Source organism: Streptomyces sp. NPDC001714, from assembly GCF_042892755.1.
Classification (GTDB): domain Bacteria; phylum Actinomycetota; class Actinomycetes; order Streptomycetales; family Streptomycetaceae; genus Streptomyces.
In genome coordinates this window covers 170,367-188,055 of the sequence record NZ_JBIAUL010000010.1, presented here as the reverse complement: position 1 = coordinate 188,055, position 17,689 = coordinate 170,367, and the positions used below count along the sequence as shown (strand labels likewise).

Sequence of the window (17,689 nt, the reverse complement as noted above, 5' to 3'; positions counted from 1 at the left end):
GCCGTGCCCCCACCTCGTCGTACTGATCGCTCGCTCGCCTTCGGGGCGGCACCGAGGACGGCGCCCTGCCCCTGCGGTTCGCTCACGCGCGGGTCGATGCCGAATAGGCTTCGGCCGGTCCACCGTAGCGTGCGCCGAGGTGGTGAATTGACCAGAGACGGAAAGGCCGTCAGCTGCCCGTGCCGGCCTTGCCCCAGTCCGGGCCCGCGCGGTCCCAGGCCTGGTCCCACCGTGCGTATCTGCGACGGACCATACGCCAGACGATCATCCGTCTGGCGCCCTCGACCAGCCCCGCGGTCAGCATTGCCGCGCCGAACCCGGCCAGCACGGCGTGCGTCGTCGCCGTCGCGGAGTCCAGCGGACGGGCCGTTATGACACCCTTCTGGTCCGTCCAGACGTCGAAGTGGTCGCCCTTGTGCGGGGATTCGAGGGTCGTCAGGACCGGGCCGTGCTGCCGAGTGCCGTCCGGTGCCGTCCAGTCGGCGAGGACGCGGCTGCGGGTGTCGTGGGCGCTGGTGGCGTCGGGGTCGGGCTCCACCGGGGCGCCGCCCAGCCTGCGGACCACCGTGGCCAGGACCAGATGCCGGTCGTGCTGCTGCTGCCGGACCGACCGCTGGAGGCTGTCCTGGGCGGCGGCGCCGACGAACGAGCCGAGCAGCGGCGCGGCCACGACGATCAGTACCAGTGCCGCCAGGGCCACCCAGGCCTCGGCCAGGTCGGTCGCGCGGCGCAGCGGATTGTGCCGCCAGCGCCACAGGCCGCGGATCGCTCGCACCGACCACCACCCCCTTCCCGCTCCGTGATAACCCCCGCCCGGTCCGTTCACCCGAGCCCCTGGCCGAAGAGAGAGCGAAATCACCCTCGGCAGGGACTCTCATGAACTTCTCACGACCCCCAACGACCGGGCTGCGGGCTCGGGTTCCCGGAGCGCGACGGAGATCGCCCGACGCGCGGTCACCGCCACCGCCCAGCTCCCGGAATCTCAGCCGAGGACCCGGACCGGGTCCCCCACCCGGATCGTGCCGGGGGAGTGGGGCACCAGGTTCTGGCCGAAGACCAGCTGGTTGCCGAACCTGCGGTGCCGCGCCAGCGTCCGCAGCGGCTCTCGGCCGCGCTCGGCGGTGAGCTGGTCGGTGGTGGTCACGACGCAGCGCCCGCACATCTTCGCGACCCGGAACTCGACCTCGCCGATGGCGATCCGTCTCCAGTCGTCCTCGGCCCAGGCCCGGGTGCCCCGCACGACCACGTTCGGCCGGAACCGGTCCATGGGAAGCGGGCCCTCGTCGGGGTGTTCGCCGCGCACGATCAGGGAATTGAGGGCGTCCAGCGAGGCCTGCGTGGTGACCAGCAGGGGATAGCCGTCGGCGAAGCTCACGGTCTCGCCCGGCAGCGCGTGGTCCGGGTCGATCGGGCGGCGGATCGCGGGGGCGTCCATGTGGGCGAGGCGGACGTCGGCCTCCAGATACGCGCCGCACCACGCATGGGCCGCCTCCGCCGCGAGGACCGCCTCCACCTTCGTACCGAAGATGTCCACCGGCACCAGGACCCCCGGCTCCGGGACCGGCACCGTCAGGGGTGTGCGGCCGGGCGCGGACAGGCGTACGCCGCCGCCGGGCAGCAGCTCGGCAGCGGCGAGCGCGAGGCGCGGCTGCACACGCTGGGTGACGACCTTTCCCCCGTGGTCGATCAGAACCCAGCGTCGGTCACCGGTCAGCCCCCAGGGCTCCACGACGGCCTCCCGGGGCGAGAAGCCCCGGAGCGCCTTGACCGGGTGAACGTGGATCGACTGCAGTTCGGGCATCCCCATGACGCCATCGTGCCAGGCCGCACGGACATCGGGGGGTGCCGATCAGTAGCCGCGGTACTGCTGCTGTTGCTGGTTGTTGTACGGGTCCTGGTACGGAGCCGTCGGCGCGGGGCGCGGCGCCGCCGGGCGCATCGCCTCGTAACCCGTGCCGCCCATCATCGGACGGGGCGGCTGCGGCTGCTGCGCGGGGTAGCCGCGCGGGCCCGTCGCCTGCTGGGGGATGTACGCCGTGGGCGCCTGCTGCAGCGGCGCGGGCTGCTGCATCTGCTGCGGGTAGCCGTATCCGGGGGCCGGCTGGGAGGAGGGGCCCGCCGGGAGGGCGGGCAGGGCCGACGGCAGCGCGGGCAGGTTGCTGAAGCTGCTGGGCGCGTCGTAGGCGGGAGGAACCCGGATCGGGGCGATCTGCGGAGTGCCCCGTTCGGCCACGAGCGAGTCGTAGATCGGAGTGTCCGGGAAGGAGGCGGAGTAGTAGCCGCCGCCATAGGTGGAGCGGGGGGAGGTCATGGCACATAAGTTAAGCCCACGATGTGCTGGTTGGGGAGACCGATAAGAGGGTTGTTTTCCGTGTCGGCAGTGACGCCGGATCCCTAATCCGAGCGAACTCGGCAAAAAAGGACGGCAATCAGCGTTCGGATCGTGTAAAGGCCGAGTTCCGAGCCGGTTACCGCCAGTTGGCCAGGGATCTTCCTGTGCCGCTCATGGGAGATCCCTGTCCCCGGGAATAGGTTGTGGGGGTAGGGATGACCGGGACGGCCGGGGCGCGCCCGGCGTGCCGACACATGATGGGGGCGGACATGTCAATGCCGAAAGGATCGAATACGCCGGTGCCGACCACGGCACTGCGTGTCGAATTGGGTTGGCGCTCCGGTCCGGGTGCCCCCGACGCGGACGCCTCGGCGCTGCTGCTGGTCGCCGGGAAAGTGCGCTCCGACGGCGACTTCGTCTTCTACAACCAGCCGGCGCACGCCTCGGGCGCGGTCCGGCACGAGGGCAAGCGGCGCTCCGGCGACCTGGTCACGGACACCCTTTTCGTCGACCTCGCGCGCGTGGAGACCCCGATCGAGCGGATCGTCCTCGCGGCCTCGGCCGACGGCGGAACGTTTGGGCAGGTCCCCGGCCTCTACGTCGAGGTCCGGAACGCGGCCGACGGCAGCGTGGTCGCCCGCTTCGACAGCGCGGGCGCCACGGTGGAAACCGCTTTCGTCCTCGGTGAGTTGTACCGCCGCCAGGGCGGCTGGAAATTCCGTGCGGTGGGACAGGGGTACAGCAGCGGCCTGGAAGGGCTCGCCACCGACTTCGGGATCACGGTGGACGAGCCACAGCACCCGGCGCGGCCGCCCATGCCGCAGGGCGCCCCGCCGGCCCCGGTCGCTCCGCCGGTCCCGGCTCCCGTCGCTCCGCCGGTCCCCGGTCCGGTCACCCCGCCGCAACCCCGCGGCCTGCCCTTCCCGCAGCATCCGGCGCCGACCTCCGCGGGTCTGCCCGTCCCACCGCCCCCGCCGACCGCACCGGTACGGCTGTCCAAGGTGACGCTCACCAAGTCGGCCCCCTCCGTCTCGCTGGCCAAACAGGGCGGCACCTCGGGTGCGCTGCGGGTCAACCTCAACTGGCAGGTCCGCAAACAGCTCCCGGGCTGGGGCGGCCGGAACGGCGGGGTGGGCGCCCTCGACCTCGACCTGTGCGCCCTGTACGAGCTCGCCGACGGCCGCAAGGGCGTCGTCCAGGCGCTCGGCAACGCCTTCGGCTCCCTGAACCGGCCCCCGTACATCCACCTCGACGGCGACGACCGCACCGGCGCCGTGTCCAGCGGCGAGAACCTCACCGTCAACCTCGATCACAAACAGGACTTCCGCCGCATCCTGGTCTTCGTGACGATCTACCAGGGCGCCACCTCCTTCGCCGACCTGCACGCCACGGTCACCCTCCAGCCCCAGCACGGCGCCCCGGTCGACTTCTCCCTGGACGAGTGCACGGTCCCCTCGACCGTGTGCGCGCTCGCGCTGCTCACCAACACCGGCGGTGACCTGGTCGTACAGCGCGAGGCGCGCTACCTGGTCCCGGAGCGCGGGGTGAGCCCGCAGCGGACCGTCGACCGCGCCTACGGCTGGGGCATGAACTGGACGCCCGGCCGCAAGTGACGCCCGGCGACAGGGGCGGCTCAGCCTTCGTCGGCGACCGTGTCGGGACGCGCGTACGTACGGCCCTTCCAGGCCGCGCCGCGCCCCCGGTAGTGCTGCACCGCCGAGTCGACCGTCATGAGGAGGTAGAGGAACGCGGTGAACGGCAGCAGCGGAGCGAGCCACAGCGGCTGCCGGTAGTAGCGGAGCATCGGCAGGTACGTCGCGGTCATCACCAGCCAGGCCGCGGCGCCGACGAGCACCGCCGCCGTGCTGCCGGTGACCGCTCCCGCCAGGGCCGCCGCCGGCGGCACCAGGTACACCAGCGCGAGACCGGCGACCGTACCGAGGAGCAGCAGCGGGTTGTGCCGCAACTGCGCGTACGCGCTGCGGGAGACCATCCGCCACAGGTCGTGCAGGCGCGGATAGGGGCGCACACTGTCCACCCGGTCCGCGAGACCCAGCCAGATGTGCCCTCCGGTGCCCTTCACCGCCCGGGCGAGCGCCACGTCGTCGATCACGGCGTGCCGGATGGCGTCCGGGATGCGCGCCCGCTCCGCCGTGTCGGCGCGCAGCAGGACACAGCCGCCCGCCGCTGCCGCCGTGCGCGAGCCCTTCCGTCCGATCCGGCGGAACGGGTACAGCTGGGCGAAGAAGTAGACGAAGGCGGGGACCACGAGCCGTTCCCACGGACTCGCCACCCGCAGCCGGGCCATCTGCGAGACCACGTCGAAGCCCCCGGCGCGGGCGGCAGCCACCAGCAGCCGCAGGCTGTCCGGCCCGTGTGCGATGTCGGCGTCCGTCAGCAGCAGGTACTCGGGGCCACGCGCGCCTGCCAGCGTGATGCCGTGCCGTACCGCCCACAGCTTGCCCGTCCAGCCCGCCGGCGGTTCGCCGGGCGAGGTCACGGTCAGCGGCAGTCCGCCGTGGCGCGCGGCCAGCTCCCGGGCCAGTTCCCCGGTGCCGTCCGTACTGCCGTCGTCGACCAGGAACACCTCCGCCCGACCCGGATAGTCCTGCGCCAGCAACGACGGCAGACTCAGGGGCAGTACCGCGGCCTCGTCCCGGGCCGGGACCACCACGCACACGTCCGGCCACTCGGCGGGCTCGCGCCCGGGCGGCAGCCGGACGTCGGTGCGCCAGAAGAAGCCCTGGCAGAGCAGCAGCCACAGCCAGGCGGCGAGGGATACGGCGGCGGTCCACGCGATGGCGCTCACCCGCGCAGTCTGCCCCATCCGACCTGCCCCCAACGGCCCATCGTCTATCGTGGCCGGGTGAAGATCGCGCTCATCGACTCCGGAATCGGCCTGCTGGCGGCCACCGCAGCGGTACGGCGGCTGCGCCCCGACGCCGATCTCGTCCTCTCCTTCGACCCCGAGGGCATGCCCTGGGGACCGCGCACCCCCGAGGGCATCACCGAGCGCGCCCTGGCCGTCGCCGAGGCCGCCGCCGCCCGGCGGCCCGACGCGCTGATCATCGGCTGCAACACGGCGACCGTGAACTCCCTGTCGGCGCTGCGCGCGCGCCTGGAACCCGGCATCCCGGTCATCGGCACGGTCCCGGCGATCAAGCCGGCCGCCGCCGGCGGCGGTCACGTCGCGATCTGGGCGACCCCCGCCACCACGGGCAGCGCGTACCAGCGGGGCCTCATCGAGGACTTCGCCGACGGGGTACCGGTCACGGAGGTGCCCTGCTGGGGACTGGCCGAGGCCGTCGAGCACGCCGACCAGGCCGCCATCGACGCCGCCGTGACCGCGGCGGCCCGGCTCACCCCCGACGACGTGACGACCGTCGTCCTGGGCTGCACCCATTACGAACTCCTGGCGGAACGTATCCGCGCCGCCGTCCAGCGCCCCGGAGCCGCCCCTCTCGTGCTGCACGGCTCCGCCGGCGCCGTGGCCGCGCAGGCGCTGCGCCGCATCGGTGCGCAGCCGGCCCCGGGCGCACCGGCCACCGGCACGGTGACAGTGCTGCTCAACGGCCGGGAGGGCGAACTGCCCGAGGCCGCGCTCAGCTACGCCGAGGCCCGTCTGCTCCGCACGGCCAGTCCTGCCGCGTCCCAGTGAACCGTCCGGGGCCGGGGACACCCCCGATGTGAGCAGTCACCCTCCGCGACGCGGTGCCCGCGCAGCGAAACCTGAGTAATCTCGTAGACATGAGGGACCACCCCCGCGACCACTCCCCGGACGAGGACGCCTCGCACCCGGATGTCTGGACCGGGCGCGCCACGAACCGGGTCCAGTGGCTGCTGGCGCTGGTCGGCGCGGCCTGCATGGCGCTCGGTATCGAACTGGCCGTGGACTCGGCCTGGACCTCGGGTGTCACCGCGCTGGTGATGGCCGTCGTGGGCTGTATCGCCGCCGGACTGCTGGTCCTCTTCGGCACCCTCGCCTTCGTCCACGTCGACCTGAGGCTCGACAGGGAGTGTCTCGAAGTCCGCTGCGGTCATATAGGAGTACCGCGCCGTCGTATTCCGCTCTCCCATGTGGTCGGCGCCGACTTCTCCCCGCAGATCACCCCGCGCCACTGGGGCGGCTGGGGCTACCGCTGGCGCCCCGAGAAGGGCACAGCCGTCGTCGTCCGCCGAGGTGAGGGCATCGTGCTGAGTCTGTGGGACGGCCACACCTTCACGATCACCGTGGACAACGCCGAGTCCGCGGTGCGTGTCATCCGGGAACGGCTGCGGACGATCACACCGGGTACGGCCCACTGACGCGGGCCGCACACGGGGCTGGACCCCAGGTGGCTGGGGTGCGTGTGCCGGGACCGAGTGTGGCGTGATCACATGTGGCTGGGCCATACGGCCGTATCCGTGGCCGGGCCACACATCTCCACGACCCAGCCGTACGGCTCAACTGCCTGGCACCCCCGCCACCCAGGGCCGCGCCGTCGCCAGGCCCGCCAGCAGGCCCGCGCCCGCCGACACCGTCGTGAAGCTCAGCGCGTCGCCGACCGCGGCGATCACGGCCAGGGTGGTGAGTGCCGCGCCCGCGGTGAGGGTGACCGGCGTGGCGCGAGGCGACAGCCACAGGGCGTAGAGGATCCAGCAGAACGCGGTGGCCAGCAGCAGGACGCCGACCAGGCCCTGCTCGGCGGCCAGCTGGAGCGGCGCGGAGTGCGGCCTGCCGTCGGGCACCAGGGCCTCGGACGCGGTGCCGCTCAGCTCGCCGAAGCGGCCGGGGCCGACGCCCACAGCTGTGTTCCGGTGCGCGAGACGCAGGGCGTCCCGCCACAGCTGGACGCGGTGCTCCGTGAGGGGACCCGCCAGGGCGGAGGAGAGGCCGGCGGGCAGGACGTCCGCGGCGACCGCCCAGACCGTCCCCGTCACCAGCGCGGCCGCCAGGGCAAGCCCGGCGATGCCCGGACCCCGTCGCCGCATCCGGCCGGCGGCGAGGGAGCACAGCAGGACCACGGCACTGGCCGCACAGCCGGCCGCCGAGCCCATGGCCGCCCCGGCCACCGCGATCCCGGCGGCCAGCACCCGCAGCCCGATCCGCAGCGCCGGAACCGGCGTCGCCCACGCGGCGCAGCACGCGCCGCCCGTCGCGAGTGCCAGCAGCGCGGCGACGGCGCCGGCATGGCCGAGCGGAGTCGTGAACTGGGGGTCCGGCGCCAGCCGGGGCATCGCCACCGCGAAGGCCAGCCCGGCCAGCGCGCCGGCACTCGGCGCGGCCACCGGCAGCAGTGCCCCCGACATCCGGCCCGCGGCATAGCCCGCGGCCACCGCGAGCACCGCCAGCAGCACGCCCTCCGGCCGTCCGTCGCGGCCGGTCGCCGAGATCAGCGGCCATCCGGCGCACGCCCCGAGCACCACGACGCCCACCACGTCAGAAACGTTTCGTCTGTCGTTGTCGTTGTCGTTGTCCGCGTCCCTCTCGGCAGCGGACGTCGTTCCGGTCGACCCCACCGTCGCCCCCCGTACCCCGGTCCCCCGACCTGCGGCAGGCCCCGCCGCCCGCCTCGGCACACCGTAACCGGCGATGCCCGCTTTGTGGATGACTTGCGCGGGAACGGTGTGATTCCTGCATGCCGAGACCGCGCTGTCGGCCGCAAGGTCAACCGCCGTACACTCCCCGGGTGACCGTCACCGCAACCTCCGTGGACCAGTCGGACCAGCTCACGCCGCGTCCCGCACCCCGCGCACGCGCCCTCCGGCTGCTCCGCCGCCTGGTCCCGGCCGCCGCCTCCGCGCTGAGCGGAGTGCTGCTGTACGTCAGCTTCCCGCCGCGCACCCTCTGGTGGCTGGCCCTGCCCGCCTTCGCCGGATTCGCGTGGGTGCTGCGCGGCCGCAGCTGGAAGGCGGCTCTCGGTCTCGGCTACGTCTTCGGGCTCGGCTTCCTGCTGCCCCTGCTGGTGTGGACCGGCGTCGAGGTCGGTCCCGGGCCATGGCTCGCGCTGGTGGCCATCGAGGCGATCTTCATCGCGCTGGTCGGTGTGGGTGTGGCAGCCGTCTCCAAACTCCCGGCCTGGCCGGTGTGGGCGGCCGCCATATGGATCGCGGGCGAGGCGGCACGCGCGCGCGTGCCCTTCCGCGGCTTCCCCTGGGGCAAGATCGCCTTCGGCCAGGCGGACGGCGTCTTCCTGCCGCTCGCCGCGGTGGGTGGAACACCGGTGCTCGGGTTCGCCGTCGTCCTGTGCGGGTTCGGTCTCTACGAAGTGGGGCGTCTGGCCGTCGAGGGGCGCCGGACGCGCGAGATCCGGCGCGGGGCGGCGGCCGTGGCCCTGCTGAGCGTGGCCGTACCCGTGGTGGGCGCGGTCGCGGCGCGGGTGCTGGTGAGCGACAGGGCCGAGGACGGTTCGGTCACCGTCGCGGTCATCCAGGGCAACGTGCCGCGGGCCGGCCTGGACTTCGCCTCGCAGCGCCAGGCGGTGCTCGACTACCACGTGAAGGAGACGCTGAAGCTGGCCGCCGACGTCAAGGCGGGCAAGGTCGCCAAGCCGGACTTCGTGCTGTGGCCGGAGAACTCCTCCGACGTCGACCCGTTCGCCGACGCCGACGCGGCCGCAGTGATCGACGAGGCCGCCAAGGCGATGGGCGTGCCCATCTCGGTCGGCGGGGTCGTCGAGCGGGGCGGCAAGCTGCTGAACGAGCAGATCCTGTGGGACCCGGTCAAGGGCCCGACCGCGACGTACGACAAGCGGCAGATCCAGCCCTTCGGCGAGTACCTCCCGCTGCGCGGTCTGGTTGGCGCGATCAACAAGGACTGGACCAGCATGGTCCGCCAGGACTTCAGCCGGGGCACCAAGCCCGGTGTGTTCGACATCGACGGCACCAAGGTCGGCCTCGCCACCTGCTACGAGGCCGCCTTCGACTGGGACGTGCGGGACACCGTCACGCACGGCGCCGAGATGATCTCCGTGCCGAGCAACAACGCCACCTTCGACCGCAGCGAGATGACGTACCAGCAGCTCGCCATGTCCCGGATCCGCGCGGTCGAGCACAGCCGGACCGTCACCGTGCCGGTGACCAGCGGCGTCAGCGCGGTCATCATGCCGGACGGGAAGATCACCCAGAAGACCGGCATGTTCGTGCCCGCCTACCTGGTGCAGAAGGTGCCGCTGCGCACCTCCGAGACGCCCGCGACCAGGCTGGGCATCCTGCCCGAGATCGCGTTGGTGCTGGTCGCGGCGGGCGGGGTGGGCTGGGCGATCGGGGCCGGAGTGCGCGGTCGGCGCGCCGGTGACGCGTAGCCGTACACCCGCTGTACGCCCCGTGGTTTCGGGCGGGTGCGGGGAACCCGGCGGTTAGGGTCGGCTCATGGCTACTCCTGACTTCATCCGCTCGATCCGGGCCACCGCGGGCCATCAGTTGCTCTGGCTGCCCGGGATCACCGCCATCGTCTTCGACGACGACGGCCGAGTGCTGCTGGGCCGCCGCACCGACACCCGCAAGTGGTCGGTCATCGGCGGCATTCCGGAGCCGGGGGAGCAGCCCGCGGCCTGCGCCGTGCGGGAGGTCTTCGAGGAGACGGCGGTGCGCTGTGTCGCCGAGCGGGTGGTCCTGGTGCAGGCGTTGGAGCCCGTCACCTACCCGAACCTGGATGTCTGCCAGTACATGGACATCACGTTCCGCTGCCGGGCCGTCGGCGGCGAGGCCCGCGTGAACGACGACGAGTCGCTCGACGTGGCCTGGTTCGACGTGGACGCCCTGCCGGAGCTGAACGAGTTCGGGGTGTTCCGGATCAAGCAGGCCATGTCGGATGCACCCACGTGGTTCGACGCTACGGCTTTCAGCTGAAGTATGTGCGCTGACGCCATGTGGGAGCGGGGGGCCGCCGCCTAGGGTCGACCCATGAGCCCGCCCAGCGACCCCACCGTCCCCGGCCTCGACCTGTACGGCCGCACCGCCCTCGTCACCGGCGCGGCCGGAGGCATCGGCCGTGCCTGCGCCCTGCGTCTCGCGGCGGCCGGTGCCCGGGTCAGAGCCGTCGACCGGGACGAGCCCGGACTGGCCGAGCTCGTGGACGCGGCCGGGCGGGCCCTGGGCCCGGCGGGCGGCGGGGCCGTGGAGCCGTACGTCCTCGACCTCACCGACCTGGACGCGGCCGAACGCGCAGCCGCCGGCACCGACGTCCTCGTCAACAACGCGGGCATCCAGCTGGTCCGTCCCATCGAGGAGTTCCCGCCGGACGTCTTCCACACCGTGCTGACCGTGATGCTGGAGGCGCCGTTCCGGCTCATCAGGGGCGCGCTGCCGCACATGTACGGGCAGGGCTGGGGGCGGATCGTGAACGTGTCCTCCGTCCACGGTCTGCGCGCCTCCCCGTACAAGTCCGCCTATGTGGCCGCCAAACACGGTCTGGAGGGTCTGTCGAAAACGGCCGCTCTGGAGGGCGCGCCCCATGGCGTGACCTCCAACTGTGTGAACCCGGGCTATGTGCGCACCCCACTGGTCGAGAAGCAGCTCGCCGACCAGGCACAGGCGCACGGCATCCCCGAGGAACGGGTGCTGTCCGAGGTGCTCCTGACCGACAGCGCCGTCAAACGGCTCGTCGAACCGGACGAGGTCGCCGAGGCCGTGGCCTACCTCTGCGGCCCCCAGGCATCATTCGTCACGGGCACCTCGCTGGTGCTCGACGGCGGCTGGACGGCCCACTGACGGACCGGGCACCCGTCGGCCCGGGAGTTTTCCACAGGCCCGACGGGCCCGAGCGGCGATGCGGAATCCTGTGACCATGTCTCGCAATCACGTGCAGTCCGCCAGGCGGCCGGCCCCGGCCGCGGCGACCGGTGCCCTCGACCCCGGCGCCGAAATGCCCGGGGGTGCCGAGCCGGTGTACCTCGAACTGCTGGCCAGGGGCGCCTCGGCGGAGGCGTACGAGCAGCCCGTGCTGCTCGCCCGCGCCGAGAACCGCCCGCCGGAGCGGATCGCCTCGCTGGAGCGGGCCAAGCTCCTGGCGCTGCGGGTCCGCACCGAGCTGGAGGGCAGACGCCGACGTGAGGCCGAGCTGTCCGCCCTGTTCGAGACCGCCCACGACCTGGCAGGACTGCGGGACGTGGACGCCGTGCTCCAGGCCATCGTCCAGCGCGCCCGCTCGTTGCTCGGCACCGACGTCGCCTACCTGAGCCTGAACGACCCGGCGCGCGGCGACACCTACATGCGGGTGACCGAGGGCTCGGTCGCGGCCCGCTTCCAGCAGCTGCGGCTGGGCATGGGGGAGGGGCTGGGCGGACTCGTCGCGCAGACCGCGCGGCCGTACGTCACCGACGACTACTTCAAGGACGACCGCTTCCAGCACACACTCACCATCGACGCCGGAGTGCGCGACGAGGGCCTGGTCGCCATCCTCGGTGTCCCGCTCATGCTCGGGCCGCACGTCATCGGCGTGCTGTTCGCGGCGGACCGGCGGGAGCGCGTCTTCGAACGGGAGCAGATCGCGCTGCTCGGCTCCTTCGCCGCGCTCGCCGCGGCCGCCATCGACACGGCGAACCTGCTCACCGAGACCCGTTCGGCCGTGGCCGGACTGGAGCGGGCCAACGAGATCATCAAGGACCACAGCGTGGTCATCGAACGTGCCTCGGACATCCACGACCGGCTCGCCGAACTCGTGCTGCGCGGCGGCCAGGTCCAGGACGTCGCCGCCGCCGTCTCCCAGGTCCTCGGCGGTACGGTCGAGTTCACGGACACCGCCGACACGCGGTCGCTGGAGACATCCCGCACGGAGGGGCACGCGGTACGGCACGGCGACGACTGGATCGCCGCGGTCGCCGCGGGCGGCGAACTCCTCGGCGCGCTCGTACTGCGCGGCCGTCCCGGCCTCGACCCCGTCGACCAGCGCACCCTGGAGCGCGCCGCGATGGTCACCTCGCTGCTCCTGCTGGCCCGCCGCTCCGCCGCCGAGGCCGAACAGCGGGTGCGCGGCGAACTGCTGGACGACCTCCTCGACGCCCGTGACCGCGAACCGCGCCAACTGCGGGACCGCGCCGCACGGTTGCACGCCGACCTCGATGCCACCCACGTCGTGCTCGCCGCCCGCCTGGAAGGCCCGGCGACGGGTGCCGAGGAGGCGGCGGCAGCGCGTCGCCGGCTGTGGGCGGCCGCCTCCCACCTCGCCACCACCCGGCACGGCCTGGCCGCCGCCCGCGACGGCGGCACCGTTCTGCTGCTGCCCCTCGACCCCGGCGACACTGCCGCCGACGTGGCCCGGCGCACCGCCCGGCACCTCGGCACCGCCGTCCACCAGCCGGTGAGCGTCGGCGCCTCCGCCCCCGTCGCCGACCTCGCCACCCGCCCCGACACCGTGGCCGCCGGCTACGCCGAGGGCCGCCGCTGCCTCGACGCGCTGAACCTCCTCGGCCGGGGCGGTGACGGCGCCGCCGCCGAGGACTTCGGCTTCCTCGGCCTGCTCCTCGCCGGTGAGCGGGACGTCGCCGCGTTCGTCACCCGCACCATCGGCCCGGTCGTCGCCTACGACACACGGCGCGGCACGGAACTGCTGTGCACCCTCGACGCGTACTTCGCCTGCGGGATGAGCCCGGCCCGCACGAAGGACGAACTCCACGTGCACGTGAACACGGTGGCCCAGCGGCTGGAGCGGGTGGCCCGCCTCCTCGGCGCCGACTGGCAGAGTCCCGCCCGCGCCCTGGAGATCCAACTGGCGCTGCGCCTGCACCGGTTGGGGGCGGCGCCGGAGCGCCGCTGATCCCCCGGGGACGGGGGACCGGCGGCGCGGACTCAGCGGGCGGGTACGTCTTCGCCACGCGCCGGGACGGTCGCGGCGCCGTCGTCGGCCAGGTCGCGCCGCCGGGTCTCCTTCGCCACGCCCACCGCGACCAGGGTGAGCACGGACGCCGCGATCACGTACAGGGCGATCGGGGTCGAGCTGTCGTAGTCGGCCAGCAGGGCGGTGGCGACGAGCGGGGCGGGCGCACCCGCGGCCACGGAGGCGAACTGGGCGCCGACGGAGGCGCCCGAGTAGCGCATCCGGGTCGCGAACATCTCGGCGAAGAACGCGGCCTGGGGCGCGTACATGGCGCCGTGCAGCACCAGGCCGACGGTCACCGCCAGTACCAGGTACCCGAACCGCCCGGTGTCGGCGAGGGCGAAGAACGGGAACATCCACAGCCCGATCCCGGCCGCGCCCAGCAGGTAGACGGGCCGTCGTCCGACCCGGTCCGACAGCGCGCCCCACGCCGGGATGACGGCGAAGTGCACGGCGGAGCCGATGAGTACGGCGTTCAACGCGGTCTGCTTGGAGACACCGGCGGAGGTGGTGGCGTAGACGAGGACGAAGGCGGTGATGACGTAGTAGCTGATGTTCTCCGCCATCCGCGCGCCCATCGCGACGAGCACGTCACGCCAGTGGTGCCGCAACACGCCGACGAGCGGCGGCTGTTCGGCGCTCCCGGCGGTCCGCCGGGCCTCGGACCGGGCCAACGCCTCCCGGAACACGGGCGATTCGTCGACGGAGAGCCGAATCCACAGACCGACGACGACCAGCACTCCGGAGAGCAGGAACGGAATCCGCCAGCCCCAGCTCGCGAAGGCGTCGTCCGACAGGACGGCGGTGAGCAGCGACAGCACGCCGGTCGCCAGCAACTGGCCGGCCGGGGCCCCGGTCTGCGGCCACGACGCCCAGAAGCCGCGCCGGCGCGCGTCCCCGTGCTCGGAGACGAGCAGGACGGCTCCGCCCCACTCACCGCCCAGCGCGAACCCCTGGACGAGCCGCAGGAGGGTCAGCAGGACGGGTGCCGCACCGCCGACCGTCGCATGCGTGGGCAGCAGCCCGATCGCGAACGTCGCCCCACCCATCAGCAGCAGACTGAGCACGAGCAGCCGCTTGCGACCGAGCCGGTCGCCGAAGTGCCCGAACACCAGGGCACCGAGCGGCCGGGCGGCGAACCCGACGGCATACGTCAGGAACGACAGCAGCGTGCCGACGAGCGGGTCGGAGTCGGGGAAGAACAGCTTGTTGAAGACGAGGGCGGCCGCGGAGCCGTAGAGGAAGAAGTCGTACCACTCGATGGTCGTGCCGATCAGGCTGGCGGCGACGATGCGCTTTAGGTTCACGGGTGGTGGGGGAGCGGTGGTTCCGGAGGCCATGTGCGCCACTTCCTCGTGTGTGGTGGGGACGGGTACGTGTCGGCACACGGTAGAAACATGCAGGTCAGGCGCACATGTGGTGGAGCAACATAGTTCGAGCGTTAGCTATGCATGCGGCCACCATGCTGGCTCACGGAAGGGCGGTTCAGGGGCTCGAAGATGGTCGAAACGAGTGCTGTCCGGGACGCACGGTTCGGGGTGATTTCCCTGTGCGGTGCTGACTCCCGTGCTGGTTTGGTGCTGACTAAAAGCCCACGTCATCACCCGTGTTCACCCCTACCGTGCTGACTTGGTGCTGACTACGCTCCGTTGAACTCGGACATCTTGGGGCTGATCGGCTCAGGGCCGTTGCGCGGAAGGCGACCTGACTGAGAGGCCGACCCGGCTATGCCGCTCGGCTCTGCGGGCAGACAAGGCGTTGCGCCTGCGCGAAGTACGCTCGTCTGCTGGTGGTTCAGCGCTTGCGAGCCCCTGAACTGCAGGGTGTAAGCGGTGGCCTTTGCGTCTTGGTTGGTCCGCGTACGGTCCGGACCTTTCCTGTCCCTCGGCTTCGTGCGTGGGAGGTACTGAGGGCAGGAAGGGCGACGCCTTATGGGAGTCGCCTGGGTGTGCGATACCACATGGCACAGGTTGTAGAGACCGTCGATGGACGTCCAGCGCTTCCAAGGCAGGCACGGAATTGCAGGTCAGCGCCTTCTGGTTCCAGAGGGTCCGCCGAGTTCGTGACAGCTGAGTGATAGCGGGTGATACGGCGAAGCCCCTCCCGGAACCATCCTGACGGGGACCTCATCACAAGACAGTGCGACGACGAAGACGCACAGGAGTGTTCCGGTGCGGCTTCGTCGAGATGGGCTGCGCTGGCGCTGCGAGGCGGTCGGCGCCTCATGCGGTCCGGGTTCCTGTGACGCTTTGAGGGTGCGCCTGATGTTCCGTGCCGCTCACGGCGCGCCCCGGCCACGGATGGATGGAGCCCGAAGGACCGGATCGTCCAGAGGGTGTCCTCATGGGATGTGAGTGAGCGCGTTCGAAACCTGCTCGCACCCGGCAGTGGGTGGCGTTCTCGGCTTCCCGTCGCGGGCTGAGGTGGGTCCGGTCCCGTCGTCTGCGGTGCGGGATGAGCAGGCCGGTGCCCCGGTAGCCGCGTTCGGCGATGGTAGGTGTCCCGCGGCAGGGAAGAACCCCGACAGGTGGTCCGCAGCCGAGGGCTCACGGGCCGGGAGATCGGCAGACTCCGTGCCGATGTCCGGCGTCCCGGGTCCTCCCGACCGGTCCGGCAGCATCTCGAGCAGGCGCTCGGGGATGTCGGTGTCGTTGGCAGCGGAGGTCAGCTGCGCCAGCAAGGGGAGGTCGGCCACGGTCTTCGCCACGTGCTCGTCGTTCTTCGTGAGCCACCACACGACGGCGCTGCCGGTGTCCTTGAGGACGTCCTCGCCCAGATACTGGCGCTTGCTCTGCTCGTACTTGCGCTGGTGCTCCCAGACCGCCTCGTTCTTGCGCACGCCGGCGAGCCGGTCCAGACGCTCCTGGTCCTCGTCGGGCAGCCATGCTCGATGCTCTTGCGTTGCCCATGCCAAGCCTCTATAACGTGTTCTGCAGGTATCGGCGGGGATGGCCGGAAATAGCAGTTGCCGCCGACCAGGGGGGATCCTCGGCTCCGCCGCGATCGGCATCAGCGCCCGCAGACCGACGGAGACCGAACCGTGACCGACCATGCATATCGTGCTGCCCTGACCCGTCTGGCCGTCGATCCGGCCTTCCGTGCCGAGCTCGATGGCGACACGGACGAGGTGGCGCGAAGACTCGGCCTGTCGCCCGCGCAGGTCGCCGAACTCCGCTCCCTCCGCGTAGAGTCCGGCAGCGACGGGGGACCGGCCGCTCTCGACCCACGGCTGTCCAAGTCGTCCCTGTTCTTCGGAAGCGCGGCGCATGCGCTGGCGCACCACGACGTCCCGGCCGACCACGCCGTATCAACCGACCACGCCGTACCGGCGGACCACGTCTCCGCAGCTACGCATGACGTCTCCACGCCCCACGCCGTTCCGGCGGACCAGGTCTCCGGCGACCACGACGCCGGGGGCCCGGCCCCCGCCGGCCACTCGTCGGAGCTGCCGGATCCCGCCGCGGGTCAGGAGGGCGTCGGCAGTGTCGACGTAGCGTCGACCGGTTCCCACAGCCTGCTCGGCGGCCCGCTGCTGGACCGGTCGCCCGTCGAATTGGCCGGTGGTCAGGGGCAGTTCGGCGACTTCGGCGACTTCGGCGGTTTTGACGATCACGGGAACGCGGGTACGGGCGCGGACCTCGGCGGGCTCGGTGGGCAGGTCGGTGGGGGTGCCGAAGGGGGCTTCGGTGACTTCGGCGCCGGGGGCGACGGCGGGTTCGGCGGCGGTGCCGACGGTGGCTTCGGTGACGGTGGCTTTGGTGACGGCGGTGTCGGCTCCGGTGGTTTCGGTGACGGTGGTGTCGGTTCCGGTGGTTTCGGCGACTTCGGGGGGCATGGCGGCTTCGGCGGGGAAGGCGGCGGGGACGCCGGTCACTTCGGCCACGGTGGCATCTACGACCGTGACGGCGGCGAAGGCGGTGGCGGTGGTGGTGAGGGTGGTGGCGACCCGGAGAACACCAATCGTCCCAGCGGTGGCGGTGGTCACGGTGGTGGTGAGGGCGGTGGCGGCGGTGGCGAAGGTGGCGGCGACCCGGAGAACACCAATCGTCCCAGTGGCGGTGGTGGTCACGGTGGTGGTGAGGGTGGTGGCGGTGGTGGTGAGGGTGGTGGCGACCCGGAGAACACCAATCGTCCCAGTGGCGGTGGTGGTGAGGGTGGTGGCGGTGGTGGTGAGGGTGGTGGCGACCCGGAGAACACCAATCGTCCCAGTGGCGGTGGTGGTCACGGTGGTGGTGAGGGCGGTGGCGGTGGGGGTGAGGGTGGTGGCGACCCGGAGAACACCAATCGTCCCAGCGGTGGCGGTGGCCATGGCGGCGGTGACGGTGAGGGCGACGGAAACGGCGCAGGCAGCCAGGAGAACATAGGTCGGCGTCCCGGCGGTGTCGGTGAGCCCGGCGGTGGTAACGCCATCATTGTCCAGGGTGGCCTGTCCGCCTCCGGCGAGAGTGACCACAGTGCTCACATCATCGTCCAGGGCGGCCTGCCCGCCTCCAGCCTCGGAAACGCCGCCACGCACCTGCCGGACTCCGGCCCCGCCGCGGAAGCCGACGCAGGCTTCGACG

The 17,689-nt window shown here is 72.2% G+C and carries 14 protein-coding genes and 1 pseudogene; 7 read left to right on the top strand and 8 right to left on the bottom strand.

All coding sequences use genetic code 11. The features are described from left to right. Window positions 1-169: 169 nt before the first annotated feature. The 3 genes from ACFY0P_RS26180 to ACFY0P_RS26170 form a co-directional block, all read right to left on the bottom strand. Window positions 170-775, bottom strand: a complete 606-nt coding sequence (locus ACFY0P_RS26180; RefSeq protein WP_388917682.1) for a hypothetical protein — start codon at window positions 773-775, stop codon at window positions 170-172. A gap of 207 nt (window positions 776-982) precedes the next feature. After that, the gene (locus ACFY0P_RS26175; protein ID WP_388917679.1) at window positions 983-1,807 is read right to left on the bottom strand and encodes an MOSC domain-containing protein; all 825 of its coding nucleotides are present in this window, start codon (window positions 1,805-1,807) and stop codon (window positions 983-985) included. 42 nt (window positions 1,808-1,849) lie between these two features. Next, entirely contained in the window at window positions 1,850-2,311 is a 462-nt protein-coding gene (locus ACFY0P_RS26170; RefSeq protein WP_388917676.1) for a DUF6643 family protein, read from the bottom strand. A 278-nt stretch (window positions 2,312-2,589) separates the two neighbouring features. Between ACFY0P_RS26170 and ACFY0P_RS26165 the strand changes: the two genes are divergently transcribed. Continuing rightward, window positions 2,590-3,945 (top strand): TerD family protein, encoded by a 1,356-nt coding sequence (locus ACFY0P_RS26165; RefSeq protein ID WP_388918184.1) that lies wholly within the window; start codon window positions 2,590-2,592, stop codon window positions 3,943-3,945. A 20-nt stretch (window positions 3,946-3,965) separates the two neighbouring features. Here the strand turns inward: ACFY0P_RS26165 and ACFY0P_RS26160 are convergent, their stop codons facing one another. Then, window positions 3,966-5,159: a glycosyltransferase gene (locus ACFY0P_RS26160; protein ID WP_388917673.1), complete on the bottom strand. Its 1,194-nt coding sequence runs from the start codon at window positions 5,157-5,159 to the stop codon at window positions 3,966-3,968. A gap of 39 nt (window positions 5,160-5,198) precedes the next feature. Between ACFY0P_RS26160 and ACFY0P_RS26155 the strand changes: the two genes are divergently transcribed. Next, window positions 5,199-5,990 (top strand): glutamate racemase, encoded by a 792-nt coding sequence (locus ACFY0P_RS26155; protein WP_388917670.1) that lies wholly within the window; start codon window positions 5,199-5,201, stop codon window positions 5,988-5,990. An 89-nt stretch (window positions 5,991-6,079) separates the two neighbouring features. Further along, window positions 6,080-6,637: a hypothetical protein gene (locus ACFY0P_RS26150; RefSeq protein ID WP_351488072.1), complete on the top strand. Its 558-nt coding sequence runs from the start codon at window positions 6,080-6,082 to the stop codon at window positions 6,635-6,637. Window positions 6,638-6,775: 138 nt separating this feature from the next. On the opposite strand, the gene ACFY0P_RS26145 is transcribed toward ACFY0P_RS26150, so the two are convergent. Continuing rightward, window positions 6,776-7,747 (bottom strand): O-antigen ligase family protein, encoded by a 972-nt coding sequence (locus tag ACFY0P_RS26145; protein ID WP_388918181.1) that lies wholly within the window; start codon window positions 7,745-7,747, stop codon window positions 6,776-6,778. Between the two features lie 254 nt (window positions 7,748-8,001). On the opposite strand from ACFY0P_RS26145, the gene lnt reads away from it, so the two are divergent. From lnt to ACFY0P_RS26125, 4 genes are all read left to right on the top strand, one after another. Next, a complete protein-coding gene (lnt, locus tag ACFY0P_RS26140) occupies window positions 8,002-9,615 on the top strand; it encodes an apolipoprotein N-acyltransferase (RefSeq protein ID WP_388917666.1) in 1,614 nt (537 codons plus the stop codon). 67 nt (window positions 9,616-9,682) lie between these two features. Beyond that, on the top strand, window positions 9,683-10,162 hold the full coding sequence (locus tag ACFY0P_RS26135; protein WP_388917663.1) for an NUDIX domain-containing protein: 480 nt from the start codon (window positions 9,683-9,685) through the stop codon (window positions 10,160-10,162). Window positions 10,163-10,216: 54 nt separating this feature from the next. Continuing rightward, window positions 10,217-11,023 carry a 3-hydroxybutyrate dehydrogenase gene (locus tag ACFY0P_RS26130; protein WP_388917660.1) on the top strand — a complete coding sequence of 269 codons (807 nt, stop codon included), beginning with the start codon at window positions 10,217-10,219 and terminating at the stop codon, window positions 11,021-11,023. Between the two features lie 76 nt (window positions 11,024-11,099). Then, a complete protein-coding gene (locus ACFY0P_RS26125) occupies window positions 11,100-13,067 on the top strand; it encodes a helix-turn-helix domain-containing protein (protein ID WP_388917658.1) in 1,968 nt (655 codons plus the stop codon). 32 nt (window positions 13,068-13,099) lie between these two features. On the opposite strand, the gene ACFY0P_RS26120 is transcribed toward ACFY0P_RS26125, so the two are convergent. From ACFY0P_RS26120 to ACFY0P_RS26110, 3 genes and pseudogenes are all read right to left on the bottom strand, one after another. Further along, window positions 13,100-14,467, bottom strand: a complete 1,368-nt coding sequence (locus tag ACFY0P_RS26120; RefSeq protein WP_388917655.1) for an MFS transporter — start codon at window positions 14,465-14,467, stop codon at window positions 13,100-13,102. Window positions 14,468-15,478: 1,011 nt separating this feature from the next. Continuing rightward, window positions 15,479-15,637: pseudogene (locus ACFY0P_RS26115) on the bottom strand (IS5/IS1182 family transposase); the annotation flags it as partial. Window positions 15,638-16,434: 797 nt separating this feature from the next. Beyond that, window positions 16,435-17,589, bottom strand: a complete 1,155-nt coding sequence (locus tag ACFY0P_RS26110; protein ID WP_388917652.1) for a hypothetical protein — start codon at window positions 17,587-17,589, stop codon at window positions 16,435-16,437. Window positions 17,590-17,689 lie beyond the last annotated feature (100 nt).